This is a genomic window from Ensifer sp. ENS11 (assembly GCF_014851895.1).
Lineage (GTDB): Bacteria > Pseudomonadota > Alphaproteobacteria > Rhizobiales > Rhizobiaceae > Ensifer > Ensifer canadensis.
Map to the genome: position 1 here is coordinate 63,986 of NZ_JACVAN010000008.1, position 14,975 is coordinate 78,960.

General features: G+C 62.5%; 13 protein-coding genes. 5 read left to right on the forward strand and 8 right to left on the reverse strand.

The genetic code is table 11. From position 1 onward, the window contains the following. Positions 1–95: 95 nt before the first annotated feature. Positions 96–530 (reverse strand): Lrp/AsnC family transcriptional regulator, encoded by a 435-nt coding sequence (locus IB264_RS17050; protein ID WP_025425027.1) that lies wholly within the window; start codon positions 528–530, stop codon positions 96–98. Positions 531–671: 141 nt separating this feature from the next. On the opposite strand from IB264_RS17050, the gene rocF reads away from it, so the two are divergent. The 4 genes from rocF to IB264_RS17070 all read left to right on the forward strand — a co-directional run bounded on the left by rocF (position 672) and on the right by IB264_RS17070 (position 5,969). Then, positions 672–1,595 carry an arginase gene (gene rocF, locus IB264_RS17055; protein WP_025425028.1) on the forward strand — a complete coding sequence of 308 codons (924 nt, stop codon included), beginning with the start codon at positions 672–674 and terminating at the stop codon, positions 1,593–1,595. Positions 1,596–1,619: 24 nt separating this feature from the next. Beyond that, positions 1,620–2,825, forward strand: coding sequence for an ornithine--oxo-acid transaminase (rocD, locus tag IB264_RS17060; RefSeq protein ID WP_025425029.1), 1,206 nt, complete (start codon positions 1,620–1,622; stop codon positions 2,823–2,825). 431 nt (positions 2,826–3,256) lie between these two features. Beyond that, a complete protein-coding gene (locus IB264_RS17065; RefSeq protein ID WP_025425030.1) occupies positions 3,257–3,736 on the forward strand; it encodes a chemotaxis protein CheW in 480 nt (159 codons plus the stop codon). 448 nt (positions 3,737–4,184) lie between these two features. Then, a complete protein-coding gene (locus IB264_RS17070) occupies positions 4,185–5,969 on the forward strand; it encodes a PAS domain-containing methyl-accepting chemotaxis protein (protein ID WP_025425031.1) in 1,785 nt (594 codons plus the stop codon). Between the two features lie 174 nt (positions 5,970–6,143). On the opposite strand, the gene IB264_RS17075 is transcribed toward IB264_RS17070, so the two are convergent. The 7 genes from IB264_RS17075 to IB264_RS17105 form a co-directional block, all read right to left on the reverse strand. Beyond that, complete coding sequence (locus IB264_RS17075) at positions 6,144–6,374, reverse strand: formate dehydrogenase subunit delta (RefSeq protein WP_025425032.1); 231 nt, start codon at positions 6,372–6,374, stop codon at positions 6,144–6,146. Further along, positions 6,364–7,218: a formate dehydrogenase accessory sulfurtransferase FdhD gene (gene fdhD, locus IB264_RS17080; RefSeq protein ID WP_025425033.1), complete on the reverse strand. Its 855-nt coding sequence runs from the start codon at positions 7,216–7,218 to the stop codon at positions 6,364–6,366. The genes IB264_RS17075 and fdhD overlap by 11 nt, the downstream gene beginning before the upstream one ends. A 5-nt stretch (positions 7,219–7,223) precedes the next feature. Next, a complete protein-coding gene (gene fdhF / locus IB264_RS17085; RefSeq protein WP_025425034.1) occupies positions 7,224–10,103 on the reverse strand; it encodes a formate dehydrogenase subunit alpha in 2,880 nt (959 codons plus the stop codon). An 11-nt stretch (positions 10,104–10,114) separates the two neighbouring features. Beyond that, a complete protein-coding gene (locus IB264_RS17090) occupies positions 10,115–11,671 on the reverse strand; it encodes an NADH-quinone oxidoreductase subunit NuoF (protein WP_025425035.1) in 1,557 nt (518 codons plus the stop codon). After that, a complete protein-coding gene (locus IB264_RS17095; protein WP_025425036.1) occupies positions 11,668–12,147 on the reverse strand; it encodes a formate dehydrogenase subunit gamma in 480 nt (159 codons plus the stop codon). The genes IB264_RS17090 and IB264_RS17095 overlap by 4 nt, the downstream gene beginning before the upstream one ends. A gap of 172 nt (positions 12,148–12,319) precedes the next feature. Next, positions 12,320–13,216: a LysR family transcriptional regulator gene (locus IB264_RS17100; protein ID WP_025425037.1), complete on the reverse strand. Its 897-nt coding sequence runs from the start codon at positions 13,214–13,216 to the stop codon at positions 12,320–12,322. A gap of 10 nt (positions 13,217–13,226) precedes the next feature. Continuing rightward, entirely contained in the window at positions 13,227–13,994 is a 768-nt protein-coding gene (locus IB264_RS17105; RefSeq protein ID WP_025425038.1) for an SDR family NAD(P)-dependent oxidoreductase, read from the reverse strand. A gap of 173 nt (positions 13,995–14,167) precedes the next feature. Between IB264_RS17105 and IB264_RS17110 the strand changes: the two genes are divergently transcribed. Then, a complete protein-coding gene (locus tag IB264_RS17110; RefSeq protein ID WP_025425039.1) occupies positions 14,168–14,932 on the forward strand; it encodes a DeoR/GlpR family DNA-binding transcription regulator in 765 nt (254 codons plus the stop codon). Positions 14,933–14,975: the final 43 nt, after the last annotated feature.

The window sequence follows — 14,975 nt, forward strand, 5'->3', positions numbered from 1 at the left end:
GAGGCGCACATCATATACAAAAACGAGAACAAATCAAGAACGACTGGCGCAAAAACGCAACTTTCGACCCTCGCCCTCCACGCGGAAAGAAGGCACTAAAATGCGCCCGTCAGCTTGCTGGTCTTCAACAGGATGTTCGTCTCCGTCACGGTAATGCCGTCGATCAGCCGGATCCGCCTCAGCGTCTCGTCGAACGACACCAGGTCCCTGTCCTCAAGCTCGGCGATGAAGTCCCAGCGGCCGTTGGTGCTGTGCAGCGCCCTCACCTGTGGCAGACCGCGCAACTGCCCGGCGACCCGGTCGGCCATCTTGCCGTGGACCTCGATCATCACCACGGCCCGCACGCCGGAGGCCGGGATTTCCTGTCCCGTGCGAATGGTAAAGGCGGCGATCGTCCCGTTGGCGACCAGCCGGTCGATGCGTGCTGCAACGGTTGCGCGCGATACGCCGGTCCGCGCCGAAAGGGTCGAAACAGGCAGACGGGCATTTTGGCGCAGGGCACTGATCAGCGCCTGATCAAGGTCGTCCATATCTCTCACTTTGCAAAATCGGACTTAGCAATCTGTCGATCTTACCTTTCCAATCGACAGTTTTCCATCTTTTTGCTGTCACGCGTTTTGAGGATAATCCGCGCCATCCACGGGAATCATGACAGAAGGAACAGGGCGGATATGACGACCATCACGCTGATCGGCGCACCCATCGAGGAAGGTTCTGGACGACGCGGCGCGGCCATGGGCCCCACGGCACTTCGTATCGCCGGTATCGACACCGTTCTGCGCGAACTCGGCCACACGGTTTACGATGAAGGCGACGTCAAGCCGCTGCCGGCACGCGACCTCGCCAACCACCCCGGCGCCAACAACCTGCAGATCGTCGCCGCCTTCGCCCGCGCGCTGCACGATTCGGTCCATGACACCGTTCGCAAGGGCCATTTCCCGATCATTCTGGGCGGCGACCACGCGCTTTCGATGGGCAGCGTTTCCGGCATGGCGCGTTACGCCGCCGAAGTCGGCCGACCGCTGTTCGTGCTCTGGCTCGACGCCCATGCCGACTTCAACTCCCCGGCAACCTCGCCGTCGGGCAACATGCATGGCATGCCGGTCGCCTTCTACTGCGGCAAGGCCGAGTTTGCCCCGATCCTGCCTGCGGACCGGCCTATGGTCGATCCGACCAAGGTCTTCCAGGTCGGCATCCGCTCGGTCGACGACCGCGAACGCGAAGAGATCGCCGAACATGGCGTGCGTGTCTACGACATGCGTGCGGTCGACGAGCTCGGCATGGCGCACATCATGCGTCATATCCTCGATGAAGTGCGCTCGGCCAACGGCCTCCTGCATGTCAGCCTCGACGTCGACTTCATGGATCCCGAGCTGGCACCGGGCGTCGGCACCACCGTTCCGGGCGGCGCCACCTTCCGCGAAGCCCACCTGATCATGGAAATGCTCTGGGAGAGCGATCTCGTGTCCTCGCTCGACGTCGTAGAACTTAATCCGTTCCTCGACGATCGCGGCAAGAGCGCGCGTGTCCTGGTCGAGCTGACCGCGAGCCTTTTCGGCCGCCGTGTCCTTGACCGCCCGACCCGCAGCGCCTGAAATAGAAACAACGGAGGACGACGGATGAACACCACGGCAGACCTGATCGAAACCGAATACCGGCTCGGCGCACACAACTATAAACCGCTCGACGTTGTGCTTTCACGCGGCGAAGGCGTCTATGTCTGGGACATGGAAGGCAACCGCTACCTCGACTGCCTGTCGGCCTATTCCGCCGTCAACCAGGGCCACTGCCACCCGAAGATCTTCCAGGCGATGATGGAGCAGGCGCAGAAGCTGACGCTCACCTCCCGCGCCTTCCGCAACGACCAGCTGGCGCATTTCTATGAAGAGATCGCAGCACTCACCGGTTCGCACAAGGTGCTGCCGATGAACTCGGGCGCAGAAGCCGTCGAGACCGCCGTCAAGGCGGTGCGCAAGTGGGGCTACGAGGTCAAGGGTGTCGCGGAAAACAAAGCGGAGATCATCGTCTGCTCCAACAATTTCCATGGCCGCACGATGGGCATCGTCGGCTTCTCGACCGATCCGGACGCCCGCACCGGCTTCGGCCCGTTTGCGCCGGGCTTCAAGGTCGTCCCCTTCGGCGACATCGACGCCTTCCGCGCCGCGATCAACGAGAACACCGTCGCCTTCCTGGTCGAACCGATCCAGGGCGAAGCAGGTGTTCTGGTTCCCACCTCCGGCTATTTCCCGGCAGTGCGCGAGCTTTGCACCAAACACGGCATCACGCTGATCCTGGACGAGATTCAGACCGGCCTCGGCCGCACCGGCAAGCTGCTGGCTGAAGAACACGAGGGCATCGAAGCCGATGTGACGCTGATCGGCAAGGCGCTTTCGGGTGGTTTCTACCCGGTCTCGGCCGTGCTTTCGAACTCGGAAGTGCTCGGCGTGCTTAAGCCCGGCCAGCACGGCTCGACCTTCGGCGGCAATCCGCTTGCCTGTGCCATCGCCCGCGCGGCGCTGAGGGCCCTGACCGAGGAAGGCATGATCGAGAACTCGGCGCGCATGGGCGACCGCTTCCAGAAGGGCCTGACCGACATCCGTTCGAACATCATCAAGGAAGTTCGCGGCCGCGGACTGATGCTGGCGGTCGAGCTGGTGCCGGAAGCCGGTGGCGCCCGCAAATATTGCGAAGCGCTGAAGCAGCTCGGGATCCTTGCCAAGGACACCCATGGCGACACGATCCGCATCGCGCCGCCGCTGGTGATCACCGCCGAACAGGTCGATTGGGCGGTGGAACAGTTCGCCAAGGTTCTCGCTTCCGCTTGATCCCCTGACATTCTTTGTGTTCCATTGCGCCCCGGCTTCGACCGGGGCGCAATGTCTTACTACCAACCTGCGCCGATACTGGCCTATTGCGCCGGAGCGATTTTGGTTTCCGGCAAGGAGAAAACCGGAACCGGACCCAGCGTCCGGTGAGGATCGACGCAGGCTGGAGGCCAATATCGGCACAGGTTGGTATTAGCACTTGCAAAAGCAAGTCTTAACGAATCCCGGCCTATAGTCCCTTCCCAAAGCGCAAAGCGGTTCCTCCGCGCATGATGCAGCTGCGCCCCGCCGGATGTCGTCGGCGGACTTTTGAAAACTCTCCCCATCGGCTCAATGGCCGCGCCAGCCGCGACCGCACCGCACGGAGATGTAACGAGTTTGGCGGTGTCGCGCGCCTTAAGGCGTCGACCGGAAAGCTGGAAGGACCTTCGATGACAAGCACACTCAGGACGGCTGGTTTCGACGGCGAGACGCTGGAAATCATCGCGTTCCGCCTCCACGATCAGGAATTCTGCGTCAAGACCACCACGATCCGCGAGATCCGCGGCTGGGCCCCCTCGACCCCCATTCCGCATTCGCCACCCGAGGTCATCGGCGTGATGAACCTGCGCGGCACCGTGATCCCGATCATCGACCTTGCCCACAAGCTCGGCATGAAATCGACCACGGCCAATGAGCGCAGCGCCATCGTCGTCGCCGAAGTGCACAACATGGTGATCGGTCTCGTCGTCGACCGTGTCTCCGACATCCTCACGGTCCAGGGCAACCAGGTGCAACCGGTTCCCGAAGTCACCGCATCCTTCGACAAGAGCTTTGCCGAAGGCATCATCGCCAACGAGAACGGCATGATCTGCTTCCTCAACCTCGCTCGCATGTTCAAGGAACGCGAAGTCGAGGAAATGGCCGCCTAAACAACAGATTCTGCGTCGCATCAAGGCCCGCTTTGCCCTGGGCAAGGCGGCCTTTTTGCGTTCGGGCGGCGTGGCCCCGTGGCGCCACCCATGATTCGTAAACGATGAGTTGCTAATTCAACCTAGAAACAGCATACGAGTTTTCACAACTAAAATTTGATGTTTGCTATTTTAACAGCTGCTTAATAAGCCTGCCACTAATCTAGATTGTATAAGCAAGACGTCATGGGCATGAACGCCCACGAGTTCGAACTCCCCCCTCGAAGCACGAAAACGCTGACCCCGTTTGGGCCGGCGACGACGGACCAGACAATTTTCGGCAAGCCGGCATTTGTCCTTGTCCCCGGAGTCTGCGCCGCTCTTGGCCCCGCACGCCCTGTCGACAGCACAAGCAACAATGATCCGGCTTTCCGGTTTGAAACAACAAGAACCAAACCAGAGGGTAATCATGTTCTCTTTCGGGCAGAGTCTGGATTCACGCCAGATCGTCGCCGCGCTTTCAAAGTCGCAGGCCATGATCCAGTTCGATCTCACGGGAAAAATTTTGACGGCCAACGAAAACTTCTGCCAGGCACTTGGCTACAACCTGCAGGAGATCGTCGGCCAGCACCACCGCATGTTCTGCGCGCCGGATTATGTCCAGACCCAGGAATATCGCGACTTCTGGGCGCGGCTCGGACGCGGCGAGTTTGACGCCAATGCCTACAAGCGCGTTGCCAAGGGCGGCCGCGAAATCTGGATCCAGGCGACCTACAATCCGGTGTTTCACAACGGCAAGCCCTACAAGGTCGTAAAATTCGCAAGCGACATCACAGCGGCCAAGATCAAGGCCAACGAGGATGGCGGCAAACTCGATGCCATATCGAGATCGCAGGCGGTGATCGAATTCACCCCCGGGGGCGAAATCCTCATGGCCAACGAGAACTTCTGCAACGCACTCGGTTACAGCCTTCAGGAAATTCAGGGCAGGCATCACAGCATGTTCTGCGAACCCAGCTATGTGCGCGGCACTGAGTATGCCGAATTCTGGAAGAAGCTGGCCGCCGGCGAGTTCATCTCCAACGAGTTTGTCCGTTACGGCAAGGCCGGCAAGGAGATCTGGATCCAGGCGGCCTATAATCCGATCCGCGATCCGAGCGGCAAGGTCTACAAGGTCGTCAAGTTCGCGACCGACGTCAGCGAGCGCATGGGCGCAATCAAGGCGCTCGGCCTCGGCCTGCAGGCGCTTGCCGAGGGCGACCTCACTCACAGCCTGCCGACACCCTTCGTTCCCAGCATGGAAACGGTGCGTACCGATTTCAATGGCGCGATCGATCGGCTTTGTCGGGCGATGCAGACTGTTGGCGACAATGCCAACGCCATCGCTTCCGGCGCCCGCGAGATCCGCTCGGCCGCCGACGATCTTTCCAAACGCACGGAGCAGCAGGCGGCCTCTGTGGAGGAAACCGCAGCCGCCCTCGACGAGATCACCACGACAGTCGTCGATTCCAGCCGTCGCGCCGAAGAAGCGGGCGGACTGGTCGCCAAGACCAAGGCGGGCGCCGAACGCTCCGGCAACGTCGTCAAGAACGCGATCGGAGCGATGGATCAGATCGAGCAATCGTCACGCGAGATCTCCAACATCATCGGCGTCATCGACGACATCGCCTTCCAGACCAACCTCCTGGCGCTCAATGCCGGCGTCGAGGCGGCACGTGCCGGTGAAGCCGGCAAGGGCTTTGCTGTCGTCGCCCAGGAAGTGCGCGAACTCGCCCAGCGCTCGGCCCAGGCCGCCAAGGAGATCAAGGCGCTGATCACCGCCTCCAGCGACCACGTCAAGAACGGCGTATCGCTTGTCGGACAGACGGGGGCGGCGCTCGAGGAAATTCTGGTCCAGGTCCAGGAGATCAATCTCAACGTTTCGGCCATTGTCGAGGCCGCACGCGAGCAGTCGACGGGGTTGAAGGAGATCAACCAGGCGGTCAATTCGATGGATCAGGCAACCCAGCAGAATGCAGCGATGGTCGAGGAAAGCACGGCCGCAAGCCACAACATGTCGCGGGAAGCCGAAGCCCTCCACGCCCTGCTACGCCAGTTCCGCATCGGCCAGGACACGGCGCCGTTCGAGATGCAGCGTCACGCCGAGGAACGACAGCAGGCAACACGACTGAACGCCACCGCCCGCGCCATGCGCGGCGGACAAAGACAAGCGCTCGCCGGCGCACCATTGAACGACGGATGGCAGAATTTCTGAGCGCAATCCCTGCACCCCGCGCTCAGGAATGAGGGAAGGTGGCGACCGGTCGCCGCCTTCCCTAAAAACTCTATGGGATCGCGCCATCGCCGCATGGCGAGTACCGATCGACAGCCGCTCTCCAGTGTTCGACATCGTCAGGCGGTTCCGCAAACAAGCAGACAATCAAGATCCTCAGGCCGCTTCCGGGCGCTTGATCTTCGACGCCGCTTCAAGCACCAACGGGCTCAGACCCTCGCCGCCGCCATCGATATGCCGGAACAGCTGTCGCCGCATGCGCGGCTCCCAGAACTTGTTGATATGCGTCGCAACGCCCTCAGCGGCTTCGTCCTGCGGCTGGCTCTTGAAGAAGGTGGCGATCTGGTTCGCCATGTAGATCAGCTTGGCATTGGTGTCATGCGACATCGGCGACGGCTCCGGACTTGATGCGTTCGGCATGGGTGAAGATTTCGAATTCGTCGCCGCGCACCAGCGCGATCAACGTCATGCCCGCCGCTTGCGCCGTGCGGATCGCCAGCGCCGTCGGCGCCGAGATCGCGATGATGACTGGGCTGCCGACGACAGCGGTCTTCTGCACCATCTCGACAGAAACGCGGCTGGTAACGATGACGGCGCCGTCGCAGCCGCGGAAGCCGGCACGCGCTGCCGCGCCGACGAGCTTGTCCAGCGCATTGTGACGGCCGACGTCCTCGCGCACCGCGATCAATCCCTTGCCCGGCACATAGAATGCGGCGCCGTGCACGGCGCGCGTTTCGAAATGCAGCGGCTGCTGACCGTTGAGCAGCGCGACCGCCTTGACCACGTCTTCCTGCGACAGACGAAGCGTCGATGCCGAAACGTCGGGCGTCGGCCGCACCGCCTGCTCGATCGATTCGATGCCGCAGAGACCGCAGCCGACAGGGCCGGCCATATGGCGGCGGCGCAGGCGCAGCATGTCGTTCTGCTTGTCCTTGAGCGTGATCTGCAGGTCGATGCCGAGGTTGCCGGCAACCTCGTCGGCCATCGCCTCGACCGCTTCGATCTGGCCGGGCTCGGTGATGATACCCTCGGTCAGGCTGAAGCCGACGGCGAAGTCCTCGAGGTTCCCGGGGGTGGCCATCATCACCGCATGGGTCGAACCGCCAAAGGTGAAGGCCACCGGCGTCTCCTCCGGGACCACACGGGACCCGTCCCGCAAGGCCCCATTGCGACGGGCGGCTTCCGGCACGGTCTTCGACATCTGGAATTTCGGCATTGATGGCCCGGACATGGAGGCTACTCCGCAGCCTCCAGCTTGCCGGCGATCCGGCGTGACTGCCGCGCCTGCTCGTCATAATCCTGCTGCCAGTCCGACGGCCCGTTGGACGGCATCACCTGAACCGCCGTCACCTTGTATTCCGGGCAATTGGTCGCCCAGTCGGAGAAGTCGGTGGTGATGACGTTTGCCTGCGTCGTCGGGTGGTGGAAGGTGGTGTAGACGACACCGGGTGCCACCCGATCGGTGATCTGCGAGCGCAAGGTCGTCTCGCCGGCGCGGCTGGCAAGCCTGATCCAGTCGCCATCGTGGATGCCCCGTTGCTCGGCGTCGTGCGGGTGGATTTCCAGCCGGTCCTCCGCATGCCAGACGACATTGTCGGTGCGCCGCGTCTGGGCGCCGACATTATACTGGCTGAGAATGCGGCCGGTGGTCAGAAGCAGCGGGAAGCGCGGACCGGTGCGCTCGTCCGTCGCGACATATTCGGTGCGGATGAATTTGCCCTTGCCGCGTACGAAGCCGTCGACATGCATGATCGGCGAGCCCTCCGGGTGTTTCTCATTGCAGGGCCACTGCACGGAACCCATCTTGTCCAGATAGTCGTAGGAGACGAGCGCAAAGCTCGGCGTCGTCGCGGCGATCTCGTCCATGATTTCGGAGGGGTGGCGATAGCTCCAGTTGAGACCCATGGCCTGCGCCAGCTTCTGCGTCACTTCCCAGTCGGCATAGCCGTTCTTCGGCGTCATCACCTTGCGCACGCGGTTGATGCGGCGCTCGGCATTGGTGAAGGTGCCGTCCTTCTCGAGGAAGGTCGAGCCCGGCAGGAACACATGAGCGTAGTTGGCCGTCTCGTTGAGGAAGAGGTCGTGCACGACGACGCACTCCATCGCCGCAAGGCCGGCGGCCACATGCTTGGTATCCGGGTCGGACTGCAGGATGTCCTCGCCCTGGATGTAGATGCCCTTGAAGGTGCCGTCGACCGCGGCGTCGAGCATGTTCGGGATGCGCAGACCCGGCTCGTTGGAAATCTCGACACCCCAGAGCTTCTCGAAGGTCTCGCGCGTTGCATCGTCGGAGACGTGGCGGTAACCCGGCAGCTCGTGCGGGAACGAGCCCATGTCGCAGGAGCCCTGTACATTGTTCTGGCCGCGCAGCGGGTTAACGCCGACGCCCGGCCGGCCGATATTGCCGGTGACCATCGCGAGGTTGGCGATCGCCATGACGGTGGTCGAGCCCTGGCTGTGTTCGGTGACGCCGAGGCCGTAATAGATCGCGCCGTTGCCGCCGGTGGCATAGAGCCGTGCCGCCCCACGCACCAGTTCGGCAGGGACGCCGGTATAGGCCTCGGTCGCTTCCGGGCTGTGATAGGGCTCAGCGACGAAGGCTGCCCAGTCCTCATATTCCGACCAGTCGCAGCGTTCGCGGATGAAGGCCTCGTTGGCGAGGCCCTCCGTAACGATGACATGCGCCAGCGACGTCAGAATGGCAACGTTGGTGCCGGGCTGCAGAGGCAGGTGATAGGATGCTTCGATATGCGGCGAGCGCACGATATCGGTGCGGCGCGGATCGATGACGATCAGCTTTGCGCCCTCACGCAAACGCTTCTTCAGCCGCGAAGCAAAGACTGGATGGCCGTCCGTCGGGTTGGCGCCGATGATCACCGCAACGTCGGTGAACTCGACCGAATCGAAGTTCTGCGTGCCGGCCGAGGTGCCGAAGGCCTGGCCGAGGCCGTAGCCGGTCGGCGAGTGGCAGACGCGGGCGCAGGTGTCGACATTGTTGTTGCCGAAACCGGCGCGCACCAGCTTCTGCACCAGATAGGTCTCTTCGTTGGTGCAGCGCGACGAGGTGATGCCGCCGACCGAATCGCGGCCATACTGATACTGGATGCGCCGGAACTCCGCGGCCACATGCGCATAGGCCTGCTCCCAGGTCACTTCGCGCCAGGGATCGGAGATCTTTTCGCGGATCATCGGGTTGAGGATGCGATCCCCATGGTTCGAGTAGCCATAGGCAAACCGGCCCTTGACGCAGGAATGGCCGCGGTTCGCCTGGCCGTCCTTCCACGGCACCATGCGCACCAGTTCCTCGCCGCGCATCTCCGCCTTGAACGAGCAGCCGACGCCGCAATAGGCGCAGGTGGTGACGACGGAATGCTCCGGCTGGCCGATCTCAATCACCGACTTTTCCGTCAGCGTCGCCGTCGGGCAGGCCTGGACGCAGGCGCCGCAGGAGACGCATTCCGACGACATGAAGTCTTCGGCCATGCCTGCGGAAACGCGGCTGTCGAAACCACGGCCGCCGATCGTCAGCGCGAACGTGCCCTGCACTTCCTCGCAGGCGCGCACGCAGCGCGAGCAGACGATGCATTTCGCCGGATCAAAGGTGAAGTAGGGGTTGGATTCGTCCTTCGGCTGCCATTTGGCGTTGATGCCGCCGTTGTTGCGCGCCTTGACGTGATTGTCACCCTCATAGCCGTAGCGAACATCGCGAAGGCCGACTGCGCCGGCCATGTCCTGCAGCTCGCAGTCGCCATTGGCGGCACAGGTCAGACAGTCGAGCGGATGGTCGGAAATATAGAGTTCCATCACCCCGCGGCGAACGTCCTTCAGCCGCGGCGTCTGGGTCGACACTTCGAGCCCCGGCGCCACTGGCGTGGTGCAGGAGGCGGGCATGCCGGCCCGGCCCTTGATCTCGACGAGACAGAGCCGGCACGACCCGAAGGCGTCCATCATGTCGGAGGCGCAGAGCTTCGGCACCTCGATGCCGGCATCCATCGCCGCCCGCATGATCGACGTGCCCTCGGGCACCGTCACCTCACGGCCGTCGATAGTCAGCGTCACCATGGTTTCGGAGCGGGAGGCCGGCGTTCCATAGTCGATTTCATGAATGAGAGACATGGTCTTCCTCCTCACTCCGCCGCTTCGACAAGCGGAGCCGGTTTAAAATCATCCGGAAAATGCGTCATGGCGCTGACGACGGGATAGGGCGTGAACCCGCCGAGCGCGCAGAGCGAGCCGAACTTCATGGTGTTGCAGAGATCGGAGAGCAATTCGCGGTTCTTCTCCGGCTCGATGCCGGCGGCGATCTTGTCGGCCACCTCGACGCCGCGGGTCGAGCCGATGCGACAGGGCGTGCACTTCCCGCAGCTCTCGATGGCGCAGAATTCCATGGCGAAACGCGCCTGTTTCAGCATGTCGGCGGTATCGTCGAAGACGACGATGCCGGCATGGCCGATCAAACCGTCCCTTGCGGCAAAGGCTTCATAGTCGAACGGCGTGTCGAACAGCGCGCGCGGGAAATAGGCGCCGAGCGGGCCGCCCACCTGCACCGCCTTGACCCGACGGCCGCTCGCCGTGCCGCCGCCGATATGATCGATGATCTCGCCGAGCGCCAGGCCGAAGGCGGTTTCGAATAGGCCGGGATGCTTGACGTTGCCAGCGATCTGGATCGGGATCGTGCCGCGCGAACGGCCCATGCCGAAGTCGCGGTAGAAGACAGCACCCTTGTCCATGATGACAGGAACGGAGGCGAGCGAGATGACGTTGTTGATGACGGTCGGACAGTCGAACAGGCCCTTGTGTGCCGGCAACGGCGGCTTGGCGCGCACGATGCCGCGCTTGCCCTCGAGGCTGTTCAGGAGCGCCGTTTCCTCGCCGCAGACATAGGCGCCGGCGCCGGTGCGCACCTCCATGTCGAACGCCCGGCCGGAGCCGAGCACCGATGGCCCGAGCACGCCAGCGGCACGCGCGATCTCGATCGCCTTAGCCATCGTCGCGATCGCATGCGGATATTCGGACCTCGTGTAGATGAAGCCCTTGGTCGCACCGGTCGCGAGCCCTGATATCGCCATGCCTTCGATCAGCACGAAGGGATCGCCCTCCATGATCATCCGGTCGGCAAAGGTGCCGCTGTCGCCCTCGTCGGCGTTGCAGACGATGTATTTGCGTGCGCCAGCGGCTTCGAGCACGGTCTTCCACTTGATCCCGGTCGGAAAGCCGGCGCCGCCGCGACCGCGAAGACCACTGTCGGTCACCTGGGCAACGATTGCCATCGGCTCCATGGCGATGGCGTTCTCAAGTCCGCGAAGACCGCCATGCGAGCGGTAATCGTCGAGCGACAGCGGATCGATGACGCCACAGCGCGCAAACGTCAGCCGTGTCTGCTGCTTCAGGAACGGAATATCCTCGGTCTTCCCGAGACAGAGCGCGTGATCGCCGCCGGCAACAAGCCCGGCATCAAGCAGAGAGACAACATCACGGGCCTTCACCGGCCCATAGGCGACGCGCCCCTCCGAGGTTTCCACCTCGACCAGCGGCTCCAGCCAGTGCAGTCCGCGCGAACCGTTGCGCACAATGGCAACGTCGAGGCCGCGCGCGGCGACCGCGTCCTCCATCGCCTTTGCAACCTTGTCGGCGCCCAGCGCCAATGCTGCGGCATCACGGGGAATGTAGATCTTTGTTGTCATCGGCGCGCCTCCGCGACGAGAGCTTCGAGATCGTCGGCATCGACCCGGGCATGCACCTCTCCGTCGAGCATCGCGGAGGGTGCGCAGGAACAGAGCCCGAGACAGTAGACCGGCTCGAGCGTCACCGCGCCGTCGGGTGTCGTCTCGTGGAAGTCGATGCCGAGCAGGTGCTTGGCGCGTTCCGCAAGCGCATCGCCGCCCATCGACTGGCAGGCTTCGGCGCGACAGAGCTTCAACACATGACGACCGGCCGGGTGCTCGCGAAAATCGTGATAGAAGGAAAAGACGCCGTAGACTTCGGCGCGCGACAGGTTGAGCTCCCGCGCGATGACAGGCAGACAGTCCTGCGGCACATATCCGAACTCGTGCTGGATCTCATGCAGGATCGGCAGCAGCGGCCCTTCGAGCCCCTTCAGTTCCTCGACGATCGCAAGCGTGCGTCCGGGCACATCGCCACGCGGCTGGTGAATATTCACTCAGGAGCCCTCCCGGCTCGCGGCTGCAGCGCCCCTTGTACGGACCTCGCCCAGCTCGAATTGGCATCTTCTGGGAAGGCCGTTTCCTCCACGCCCTTGCCCAAGAGTGAAAAGCTTCGCCCTTCTGGCCGGAAGGGTCAATAAGGCTGTTTCGTTGATTGATAGAAAAAATCTATTGAACCTGATTTCGTTCGCCGAGAATGCGCGCTTCGTGCAAAAGCGCCGATACCAGCGGCGTGAATGGTTCACGATGGGTCGCAACCAGGCCAACGGTGTGGCGGGCATCCGGTTCGACGATCGGAATCATCTTGATATCATCGTGAAAGCCGAATGATTTCGCGACGTTAAACGGCATGATGCTCGCCCAGCGACCGGTGCGCACATGGGAGAAAAGCACGATCATCGAGTTTGATTCGAGCGTCGGCTCAGCGACGACGCCGGCCTCGGAAAGATGCTGGTTGACGATGCGGCGGTTCTGCATATCGGCGGTCAATAGACAAAGCCGAACGTTGCTAACCTCCTTCCACGTCACGGTTTCGCGATCGGAAAGCGGCGTTCCGGTGGCCGTCACGAGGTGATATCGCTCGATCTGCAGCGGAACGCTGGTCACGCGCCCGAGCGGCTCGTTCTCCAGATAGGTCAGTCCGGCATCGATCTCGAGGTTTTCGAGCAGCGCCAGGATCTGCAACGAGGTGGTCGACAGCACCGAGAACGTCACATCCGGATGCTTCTCCTGAAACGGCGCGGTGATCATCGGCACCATGGCAAGCGTCGTCGGGATCGCCGCCAGCCTGATATGCCCGGAGAGCCCCTTGCGCGCCGCGCGCATTTCCTCGCGCATCGTGCGGGCATCGCCGACGATGCGCCGCGCCCATTCCAGCACCCGCTGCCCCTCCGGGGTCAGCCCCTGAAAACGCGAACCGCGGCTGACGAGCATGACGCCGAGCTGTTCTTCCAGCTGGCGGATTGCCGCCGACAACGTCGGTTGCGTCACGCCGCATTCAAGCGCCGCCCGGCCGAAGTGCCTTTCGCGAGCGAGCACCAGGAACATTTCCAGCTTGTCGATCATCACACGTGTCTCAAGCGATCAACTGGCCGCCGTTGACCTCCAGCACTTGGCCCGTGATGTAGCCGGCAAGCGCATGGGAGGCGAGGAAGAGATAGGCCGGCGCGCAGTCTTCGGCGGTTCCGAGCCTGCCGATCGGGATTGTCTTGCGCGTTGCCTCCAGTTTCTCCGGCGACGAGTAACGCTCGTGAAACTCTGTCGTGATGGTGCCGGGCGAAACGCAATTGACCCTTATGCCTTCCGGGGCCAGTTCGCGCGCCAGCGCCTTGGAATAGGTGGAGACGAACGCCTTGGTTGCCGAATAGATCGAGGAGCCGGCGCTGCCGCCGGTCAGCGCCGAAATCGACACGGTGTTGACGATCGCCGGATGCGTGCCTTTGCGAAGAAGCGGCAACATGGCGCGTGTCATCTCGACCACCGAGGTCTGGTTGAGCTGAACGACGGTGCGATACTGTTCGTCCGTCAGTTCCGCCGCCGGAAAGCGGCCAACCATCGTGCCGGCATTGTTGACAAGGATATCGACGCTGTCGAATCGGCTGCGGATCGCCTCCGCCAAAGCCTCGACGCCGCCATCCGCCAGGAAGTCGGCTGCAGCCACATGCGCCCGGCCCTCGGTCGCTGCCGTCTCCAGAAAATCCGGCAGTTCCCCGACCGATCGCCCGGCATGCACGAAGACACGCGCGCCGCAATCGAGGAACTGGCGCGCCACCTCAAGGCCGATGCCGCGTCCGCCACCGGTCACCACCACATTCATGCCCTTGAACAAGGCCGGATGAAACATGTCTTTTCCCTCTTCCCGTCATTGCCAAAGTCGCCTATCGCCGAGGCGATTGCAACGCGCGCAATCGACATAGCCGACGACGAAAGCAGATTCGCGACAAACGCCGATTTCTGAAATTGCACAGCTTTCGTTTTTGCATATTATGAAAAAAAACGAAAACGGGAGGTTTCGGAATGTATCTGACGGGGCGGCAGGCGGAAATCCTGGAACTGGCGAAGAACGAAGGACGCGTGCTCGTCGAGGAGCTGGCGCAGCGCTTTTCGGTGACGCCGCAAACCATCCGCAAGGACCTGAACGACCTCTGCGACGCCAAGATCCTGAACCGGATTCACGGCGGCGCGATCTTCCCGAGCGGCAAGGAAAACGTCAAATACGATGCCCGCCGCCAGATCGCCGCACCGGAGAAGCAGGCGATCGGCAGGGCGGCCGCCGCCCTCATCCCCGACAACGCCTCGCTGTTCATCAACATCGGCACGACGACGGAAGCGGTCGGCGAAGCACTTCTCGACCACAAGGAATTGATGGTCATCACCAACAATATCAACGTCGCCAACCACTTGCGCGTCTTTCCCTCGATCGAGGTGGTTATCACCGGCGGCGTCGTTCGCGGCTCCGACGGCGGTATCGTCGGCGAGGCTGCGGTCGATTTCATCAAGCAGTTCAAGGTCGACTTCGCCGTCATCGGCGCCTCGGCCATCGACCATGACGGCGCGCTGCTCGATTTCGATTTTCGCGAAGTGAAAGTCGCCCAGGCGATCATCGCCAATGCCCGCCATGTCATCCTCGTTTCCGACTCGACAAAATTCGAAAGAACGGCCCCGGTCCGCATCGGCCATATCTCCCAGGTTCAGACCTTCATCACCGATCGCTGTCTCATTGATAACGTGCGGAAAATCTGCGCAGAGCAGGACGTTCGCCTGATCGAAACCGAGGCTTGAAGATCGTTTTTTAGACTGTCCTGAGATTCGAACAACATTCGTT

What these genes read in the sequence shown, in the direction of transcription:
- IB264_RS17065 (WP_025425030.1), top strand. Translation starts at nt 3,257, where the DNA reads ATGACAAGCACACTCAGGACGGCTGGTTTCGACGGCGAGACGCTGGAA.
- IB264_RS17110 (WP_025425039.1), top strand. Translation starts at nt 14,168, where the DNA reads ATGTATCTGACGGGGCGGCAGGCGGAAATCCTGGAACTGGCGAAGAAC.
- fdhD (WP_025425033.1), bottom strand. Translation starts at nt 7,218, where the DNA reads ATGTCCGGGCCATCAATGCCGAAATTCCAGATGTCGAAGACCGTGCCG.
- rocD (WP_025425029.1), top strand. Translation starts at nt 1,620, where the DNA reads ATGAACACCACGGCAGACCTGATCGAAACCGAATACCGGCTCGGCGCA.
- fdhF (WP_025425034.1), bottom strand. Translation starts at nt 10,103, where the DNA reads ATGTCTCTCATTCATGAAATCGACTATGGAACGCCGGCCTCCCGCTCC.
- rocF (WP_025425028.1), top strand. Translation starts at nt 672, where the DNA reads ATGACGACCATCACGCTGATCGGCGCACCCATCGAGGAAGGTTCTGGA.
- IB264_RS17070 (WP_025425031.1), top strand. Translation starts at nt 4,185, where the DNA reads ATGTTCTCTTTCGGGCAGAGTCTGGATTCACGCCAGATCGTCGCCGCG.
- IB264_RS17090 (WP_025425035.1), bottom strand. Translation starts at nt 11,671, where the DNA reads ATGACAACAAAGATCTACATTCCCCGTGATGCCGCAGCATTGGCGCTG.
- IB264_RS17050 (WP_025425027.1), bottom strand. Translation starts at nt 530, where the DNA reads ATGGACGACCTTGATCAGGCGCTGATCAGTGCCCTGCGCCAAAATGCC.
- IB264_RS17100 (WP_025425037.1), bottom strand. Translation starts at nt 13,216, where the DNA reads ATGATCGACAAGCTGGAAATGTTCCTGGTGCTCGCTCGCGAAAGGCAC.
- IB264_RS17105 (WP_025425038.1), bottom strand. Translation starts at nt 13,994, where the DNA reads ATGTTTCATCCGGCCTTGTTCAAGGGCATGAATGTGGTGGTGACCGGT.
- IB264_RS17075 (WP_025425032.1), bottom strand. Translation starts at nt 6,374, where the DNA reads ATGTCGCATGACACCAATGCCAAGCTGATCTACATGGCGAACCAGATC.